Here is a 3,363-nt window from a genome sequence, read left to right on the forward strand (position 1 = left end):
CCCGGGTTCTGAACGGACTTTATTAGTGCAGTCGTGAAAAGGTCGGGAGGCTCAAAACCCATCCTGCTGAGAGCAGGCCAGGGCTCCCGAACCTCCAGAACGCCGAGGTAACGGACTTCATTCTCTTCATTGAAATAAGAAGTGATACCCCGACTTGAGGCTGGATTTATGGCATCTTTGTAACCCAGTTTCGATGCTTTGTTTTTGCCTTGCGGTAATTCGAAAAAATCTCCGGCATCAATTAAGGGAACAGTCATCTGCCCATGTTCGATACGGTAATCCAACAGGTCGATAAACAGCAATTTTAATCTGGCTTCCAGTTTTTGTTCGGGAACCTTCCACTCTCTGCCCAACCCTTCAGCCCTGGATCCCATTGTGGCCAGCTCACTGACCGTTTGCTGCATCAACGAACTAAAAGCTTGCCAGCTGTAATCCCGGATGGCCGACTTGAGTTGTGTGGCATCCAAATCAGAGATGACCGTCATTAAAAAATCGCCGGTACCCAGCCTCAGTAATCCTTCAAGTTGAGTAATGGGTGTGTTTGCAGTCCCGATCTTACCCCTATAAAATTTGTCGGTTGAACTGTCTAATGCCTGCTTGTACAAATGAATGGTAAGCATGGATTTCAGTAAGTCAGAATTCAGATTCAGTGTTTCTGAAATGAGAGAGGCTTTATACTGGCTCAACTGAAAAACGTCCCTTAATATGTCACTTTTTCTCGGAGCTATAAGACAGGGAATATAAGATGTTATATCCCAAAGCATGCTAAGTTCGACGCCAATGTTAACCTGAACATGAGGAGGTAACGACCCGACCCCTATCGCCTCAGGCAGCAATGAAACTTTAGTGTTTTTAAAATCATTAAAGCTGGTTAAACGGAAATCTTTTAATTGATCATTGGGGTCATTGCCCAGTAGCTCGTCATTATAAGCCTGAACTAAATCGCTAACGGTAGAACCACCCTCAGGTATTTTTGCTAAAGCAGAGGCCATCGTATTGGTCGCACGAAATAAAGCCGAGGATTCACTTAGATAAACCGAGAGAGCTAAGGGGCCGGTAATGACTTCAATGATAGAGCGACGATTATTTGAATCAGTAGACACGAGCATATTACGATAAATTTGGCTAATACGCTCACCAGGAGGGAATTTAGTATACGCCAGTTCTACTCTCGATTCAGCATCGACATTTGTGACATCATACTCTATTTCAAGACCGATCCGTCCTTTATGAGTGTCTACAGGGATATCTGAAGTTTCTATATTTTTTTGTAGTTCCTCAACACCAAATTCATGCAGAATTCTTTTTCGAATGCTTTGTGAATCGCTGCTGACCCCTTTCAACAGATTGGATGCAACCACATAACGAACTATCAGGTTTGATAAAGTGTGATGTTGTTCAACCAGCATTTTGCCTTCGGTGACATACTGGCCCGGATCCATTTTCAGGACACAACCGGCATTATTGATCAGGACCGGTTCCGGCGTTTCTCTAGCGGCTGAACCGGGAGGAATAATGACCAGTAATAGCCGGACAGAGTCGGGTATTTTGACCTGATCGAAGCCTGTACCGGCAGAACCATCAATAACACCCTGATTCACCAGAGTCTGGAGGTTGCCAAAGACCTGGCTCCGTTTTTTCGCCAGGGTGTTGGAAAAACCCCTGAAATCAGAGGTAGTTCTTAGCCATCGAAGGGTTTTGATAATCTTATTTTGTACTGAAAACAAGTAATCTGAAGGAGCATTCTTTTCCAGAGCATGTTTGATCAACCGGGCAGGGAACAAGATCGCGATCTTTGACTGCGAACCCTGACCGCCGTAGGAAACCGGTGTCACTTCAATGATAATTCCTGGACTGTTCTCCTTTATTCCTTTGCTATAGACGTCCATGTAATGAGAAGGGATTGTGCCCGTGTACGAAGTTTTGTCTGGCGGGTTTTCCATATTACCCAGATCTAATAATAATCTGCCCCTGTTTTTGGCGGGTAAACGAGAGTTGGTTAGTCGTTTTTTCAATGTCCGGTAATCCGATGCCTTCAACTGCAGCGCAGACAGCAGTTCCGAATCCCGCATCTGTTTCCAGAAATCTGTGTGTACCTGAACCAGAGCCTCTACAAAAGTATCAACAAAGGTCATCGGCTCTACTGCAAGGTGGCGAAAAACGTTTCTGACCGAACGGGCGAGATTCTTTTCCCGAAACAATACCTCCAGTGCATGCTGGAAATCATCTACATCGCCCCGGGCAAACTGAAGATCGCGATCATCACTGTCAAGGATCAGTGTCTGGTAAAGCTGATCTCTTGTTTCCGGTAACTGCCGCAGTGTCAGACTCTTGTCAAAACTGTATTCACCATCAGGATCATCACGGTAATCCGTTTGCCATATCTCCATGGCCCTGACGATATCGCGTGGGGCTGCATAATCTGACCGCAGTTGCAGGAACAGCGCCATCCCGTAGGATTGGGCTATCACCCGGGCCAGACGGGTATCAGACGAATCTGGTCGTACATCTGACAGTCCAACCTGAATGATGACAGGCCTCTCTAATTCCCATTGCAAGACATTCACCTGACTGTCCGCGATCAAACGGTTGTGCTCCAGCCGAAGATCAAGATCCGGCCTTTTTTTCTTAATACCAGTCTCTATCTCCCATTTGCGCCAGGCCATAAGGCTATCGATGAGCTCATTAGGTCTGTCGAAATAACGAAGCACAGGCTCAAGCTCTTCAGGCAATCCGCCCAGTTGCGCCAGCTCACGCAACTGAGAGCGATAGGCACGATCCTCAATGGTTGAGAAAAAAAATGGCGAACGAGCGCCCAGGGTGATTCGCGAGCGAGAATGGATATCCTGTCCGAAGGGCAGCAAAGGGTCCAGGGAAACCAGGCGTTCACGGCTTTCCGGAGGCGGGAGCTCGACGACCATGGTATTACTATCGGGGATCCGGGAGGATAATTCTGCGATCAGGAGCTTCTCCTGCATATCGGGTGTGCGACCGCTTTCCAGGGCCATCACTGCGCGGCTCACCAGGCGAAACAACAGTTTTCGCATCAGGCTTGGAGCAATCTCATACTGCGTGTCGACGCTATTAATTTCAGTGGCCAGTGTGACCAGATCAACCTGCGTCAGTCGGTTAATTTTTTCAATGAGCCACTGTTCTGGCAGGTAGTACTTTGAGTGGTGGGAATAGGCTGACTGAATGGTATTAATCAGCGTCCGGGCCGTATCCTCCGTCAGCGGACCTGAGGACTGAAGCATAAACAGGATATTGCGCAGATTATCCGGAAAAGCTGCGCTATTAGTCTCTGGCACGTCCACCAGAACATAAGTTGCGCCCGAAGGATCGGTGACAACAGGCAGGTATTGG

Annotated in this window: 1 protein-coding gene; it reads right to left on the reverse strand. The window is 47.5% G+C overall.

Annotated features, from left to right (window positions below; genetic code table 11):
* The coding region (locus KDK17_RS08225) for a hypothetical protein (RefSeq protein WP_257287824.1) at positions 1–3,363 on the reverse strand (3,363 nt) is incomplete at both ends.

The sequence above is a fragment of the Endozoicomonas sp. SESOKO2 genome (assembly GCF_024606245.1).
Lineage (GTDB): Bacteria > Pseudomonadota > Gammaproteobacteria > Pseudomonadales > Endozoicomonadaceae > Endozoicomonas_A.